General features: G+C 35.7%; 5 protein-coding genes. All 5 read right to left on the reverse strand.

Features of this window, described 5'->3' with window-relative positions; genetic code table 11:
* Positions 1-680, reverse strand: a 680-nt coding sequence (locus tag Q0E71_RS06430; protein ID WP_294797147.1) for a bifunctional oligoribonuclease/PAP phosphatase NrnA, incomplete at its 3' end; no start/stop codon positions are given.
* Entirely contained in the window at positions 670-1,059 is a 390-nt protein-coding gene (gene rbfA / locus Q0E71_RS06435; protein WP_294797149.1) for a 30S ribosome-binding factor RbfA, read from the reverse strand. The genes rbfA and Q0E71_RS06430, both read right to left, overlap by 11 nt.
* 12 nt (positions 1,060-1,071) lie before the next feature.
* The gene (infB, locus tag Q0E71_RS06440) at positions 1,072-3,327 is read right to left on the reverse strand and encodes a translation initiation factor IF-2 (protein WP_294797151.1); all 2,256 of its coding nucleotides are present in this window, start codon (positions 3,325-3,327) and stop codon (positions 1,072-1,074) included.
* Positions 3,328-3,331: 4 nt separating this feature from the next.
* A complete protein-coding gene (locus tag Q0E71_RS06445) occupies positions 3,332-3,592 on the reverse strand; it encodes an RNase P modulator RnpM (RefSeq protein ID WP_294797153.1) in 261 nt (86 codons plus the stop codon).
* A complete protein-coding gene (gene nusA / locus Q0E71_RS06450; protein WP_294797155.1) occupies positions 3,579-4,706 on the reverse strand; it encodes a transcription termination factor NusA in 1,128 nt (375 codons plus the stop codon). The genes Q0E71_RS06445 and nusA overlap by 14 nt, the downstream gene beginning before the upstream one ends.
* Between the last annotated feature and the right edge of the window lie 52 nt (positions 4,707-4,758).

Consider the following 4,758-nt stretch of genomic DNA (forward strand, 5'->3'; position numbering starts at 1 on the left):
TCATTCAAAACTAAATAAGCAAAATCTTTATAGAAATTTATTTTATTTATCGAAAGCTTATATAACTCAAAAATATTTTTATTCATGCTTCTATAAAGCTTGATATTGATTTCATTTATATCGATGCCGTAGCTCATAAGCTTAGAAACTTTTTGCATAGTATCATCACTTGTCGATGAGTACATAAACCTGCCAGTATCAGTATCTATGCCAATGTAGAGCATAGTAGCAATCTCTTTGTTCATAGGAAGCTCAAGCTCTATTATTATGTCATAAACTATCTCTGAGCTTGATGAATACTCTTCTATAACGTAGTTTATATCGCCAAAGTACTTATTGCTCTTGTGATGGTCTATATTAATGACTTTCTTGGCTTTTTTTAGATTATCTTCATTAAGAAGCCTTCTCTCGTCAGCGCAGTCAATAACTATAAGCAAATCGCACTCGCTCATGCTTTCTTCATAATACTTTTTTTCTTCAATAAACTTATATTTGCTAGGAATCTCATCTGGCTTTATTATATTTATAGTCTTATTCTTATACTTTTCTACTAGTGATAGATAAAGGCCAAGCGTTGAGCCCATGTTGTCTCCATCAGGCGACTTGTGTGAGATTATATTTATGCTATTAGCTTCTTCTATAGCTAGGCCAATATCTTTTATGCTGTGATTATTCTTCATCTGCATCCAACTCTTCGTTTAATTTTTCTTTGCTCTCTGAATTTAATTTATTTAAAATCTTTTGTATTTCAATACTATATTCAACGCTCTCATCAATTTTAAATCTTAATTCAGGAACTTGCCTTATCTCTAAAACTTTTGCAAGACGTGATCTGATATAGCCTTTAGCATTTTCTAGAGCATCGAGAGTGTCTTCTTTAGTCTTTTGACTGCCATATATTGAGAAATATATAGTAGCCACTGAAGTATCGTTACTTAGCTCAACTTTAGATACGCTAGTCATTGGATCAATCCTAGGATCCTTAAGTCCTTCGATTAATAACTCTGATACAATCCTTTGTATCTCAGCTTGTAATCTATATAATCTTTTCTTGTCCATAGTATCACCTAATTATGCTTTTATTTCTTCAATGATATAAGCTTCCATTTCGTCGCCTTCCTTGACATCGTTGTAATTATCAAGGCCTAGACCAGCTTCATAACCAGTGGCAACTTCTTTAGCATCATCTTTAAATCTCTTTAATGAAGAAATGCCTCCGTCGTGGATAACCACGTCGTCTCTAAGAAGTCTTATACTTGAATTTCTAGTAATCTTACCATTATCGACATAGATACCAGCTATAGTTTGTCCAGAAGGTAATCTAAATGTAGCACGTACAGTCGCTCTACCTAAAACAGTTTCCTTAGTCTTAGGTTTTAGCATACCCTTAACAGCGTTCTTGATATCGTCTATGATATCATAAATTACTCTATATGTCTTAACTTCAATGCTTTCAGCGTTTGCTAAATCCATAGCGCCGTTATTTGGTCTTACGTTAAAGCCTATGATGATGGCGTTTGATGCACTAGCAAGCATAACGTCAGATTCACTGATTCCGCCTACACCGCTGTGTATAACGCTTACCTTTACTTCATCGTTTGAAAGCTTAGTAAGAGATGAGCTGATGGCTTCGATTGAACCCTTGTTATCAGCCTTGATGATTACATTTAGATCCTTTAACTCACCTTCTTTGATTCTGTCAAATAGATTATCCAAAGAAACTTTTTGAGTTGCTGTAATCATTTCTTCTCTTTGCTTTTCTTTTCTCATATCAGCTATGGCTCTAGCCTTCTTTTCAGATTCAACTGCGTAGAAGAATTCACCAGCTTCAGGCACTTCGCTTAAGCCCATAATCTTAACTGGTGTACTAGGACTTGCCTTCATGATGCCTTTACCATTGTCATCAACCATAAGCCTAATCTTGCCGCAAGCAGTTCCTGATACAACGTAGTCGCCCTTCTTAAGAGTTCCTTTTTGTACTAAAACAGTCGCTGTAGGTCCTTGGCCCTTGTCTAGTTGGGCTTCAATTACAGTACCCATGGCTCTTCTGTTAGGATTTGCCTTGATGTCTTCCATCTCAGCAACTAGGATGATCATCTCAAGCAATTCGTCTATATTGATTCTTTTCTTTGCAGATACTTCTACGGTTATAGTTGAGCCGCCCCACTTTTCTGGAAGTAAATCGTTATCTGCTAGCTCTTGATATATCTTTTCAATATTTGCTTCTGGTCTGTCTATCTTATTTATCGCTACGATGATGGGTACGCCAGCAGCCTTACTGTGTGAGATGGCTTCCTTTGTTTGTGGCATGATACCATCATCTGCTGCGACAACTATTACAGATATGTCAGTGATTTGAGCTCCTCTAGCTCTCATTTGTGTAAATGCTTCGTGACCAGGTGTGTCTAGGAAAACTACTTTTTTTCCTTTAACGTTGATGCTGTAGGCACCAATTCTTTGAGTGATACCACCTGCTTCGCCTGCTTGTACCTTTGTTTCTCTGATAGCATCAAGAAGTGATGTCTTACCGTGGTCAACGTGACCCATGACTGTAACTACTGGTGGTCTAGTAACTAGGCTGTCTTCACTGTCTTCAAAATCAAGTTCAAGTGCTTCTTCTTCTGATTGTGGCACTTCTAATTCTACTTTTACACCAAATTCATCAGCCATTAAAGAAGCTGTATCGAAGTCAACGCTTTGGTTTTGGTTAAGCATTAGTCCTAGCATGATAAGCTTTGTGATTAGCTCATTTACACCAACACCTAGCTTTTCTGCAAGATCCTTAACTATAATTGGATCTTGGATATAAACAACTTCGTCTTTAGCTTTTTTTGCTTCTTGCTTTTCTTCTTTTACTTCTTGAACTTTATTGTCATTTTTATTGTTTTGTCTGTTCTTCTTGCCTTTTTTATTATTTGCTTGATTATTATTGTTGTTATTCTTATTGTTATTGTTTTTATTGTTCTTATTATTCTTATTCTTTTTTGCTTGATTATTATTTTCAGCGCTTTCCTTTTTAGCTTCTTCTCTAGTATTTTCTTTTACATTAGTCTTCTTTACTTCAGGTTTTGCGCTTTTCTTAGCTTTATTAGCCTTTTTATCTATACTTTCTGTATCTTCTTTTGCTTTACGGATCTTTTTCTTTGGTCTTTCTTTAACCGCTACTTTATCTTCTTCTAGGAAAAGATCTCTTACCATATTAGCTGTTTCTTCATCTATGCCACTTAAGTTAGTCATTGGCGGCAAATTTAGTTCTTGGAGTTTATCTAGTAGTTCTTTTGTTTCCATATTCAATTCTTTTGCTAATTCGTAAACTCTTGTCTTCATATAATCACTCCTTCTTTACATTTCTTAGCTCCTCTAAGGTTTCATTATCTATATTGCATTTTAAAGATTTTTTGAGTAAATTCTTTTCAATCGCATTATTTATACATTCTTCATTATTGCACACATAGCTTCCTCTGCCTTGTATCTTTTGCTCTTTGTCAATAAATACGCCTTCATCAGTCTTCGCTAGCCTAATCATCTCATATTTATTGTAAAAATTTCTGCATGCAACGCATTTTCTATCAAAAGTTTTATTCTTCGTCATTTCTGAATAAATCAATCAATGAATCATTTAATATCTCTTGATTGTCCGCATCGTAGTACGGCTCGCTAGTTGGTCCTGTGAATGTGTCAGGATCTTCTGGATGAATATCTATCTTCCAAGTAGTAAGCTTAGCTGCAAGCCTTACGTTTTGGCCTTGCTTACCGATAGCTAAGCTGATTTGTGAGTTTGGTACTACGGCAATGGCTGATTTTTCTTCCTCATTGATTTCGCAGCTAACTACATCAGCTGGTGATAGAGCATTCTTTATGAATATCTCTGGATTTTCATTGTAGATAATTATATCTATCTTTTCTCCGTTTAGCTCTTCAACGATGGAGTTGACTCTTTGACCCTTTTGTCCAACACAAGCTCCTAGCGGGTCTATGCTGTCGTCATTCGCATAAACTGCTATCTTAGACCTCGATCCAGCCTCTCTAGCTATAGAGTAGATATCGATAAGTCCTTCTGTTATTTCAGGTACTTCAAGCTCAAAAAGTCTTCTTACTAAAAGTGCTTTTGATCTTGATAATACTATTTGTGGTCCCTTATTAGTCTTTCTTATCTCAGAGATAACTAATTTAAGTCTGTCGCCCATCTTGTAGACTTCATTTGGGATTTGTTCGCTTGGTGGAATTATGCCTTCTACCTTACCCATATCTATGAAGATGTTCTTATTTGAGATTCTTTGTATTTGTCCTGTAATTATTTCGCCTTGTCTTACAATGAATTCATCGTGAATTTTTTCTCTCTCAGCGTCCTTAATCTTTTGTATTACAACTTGCTTAGCTGTTTGAGCAGCTATCCTGCCATATTCCTTTGGAGCTTCCTCAAAGTTAACAGTATCGCCTATTTGGTACTTTGAGTTGATCTTCTTAGCATCTTCTAGCGAAATTTCATTAACTTCGTCTTCAACTTCGTCAACAACAGTCTTTTGTGAATATAGTTTTATATCGCCATTCTCTCTGTTGATGTCAACAAAAACATCTTGTTCACTTTGGAAATTCTTTCTAAAGCTTGATACTAGCGCTGTCTCCAAAGCATCAAAAATTACATCTTTTGATATACCCTTGCTTTTTTCTAGCTCATCTAAAGCTTCTATAAACTCTTTGTTCATCATAACCCCCTAAAATTCTATAGCCTGAGTAAGTTTCTTTACATCGGCCCTC

Source organism: uncultured Fenollaria sp., assembly GCF_934202865.1.
Lineage (GTDB): Bacteria > Bacillota > Clostridia > Tissierellales > Peptoniphilaceae > Fenollaria.

Coding starts and splice junctions, on each gene's coding strand:
- Q0E71_RS06445 (WP_294797153.1), bottom strand. CDS start 3,592: ATGACGAAGAATAAAACTTTTGATAGAAAATGCGTTGCATGCAGAAAT.
- rbfA (WP_294797149.1), bottom strand. CDS start 1,059: ATGGACAAGAAAAGATTATATAGATTACAAGCTGAGATACAAAGGATT.
- infB (WP_294797151.1), bottom strand. CDS start 3,327: ATGAAGACAAGAGTTTACGAATTAGCAAAAGAATTGAATATGGAAACA.
- nusA (WP_294797155.1), bottom strand. CDS start 4,706: ATGAACAAAGAGTTTATAGAAGCTTTAGATGAGCTAGAAAAAAGCAAG.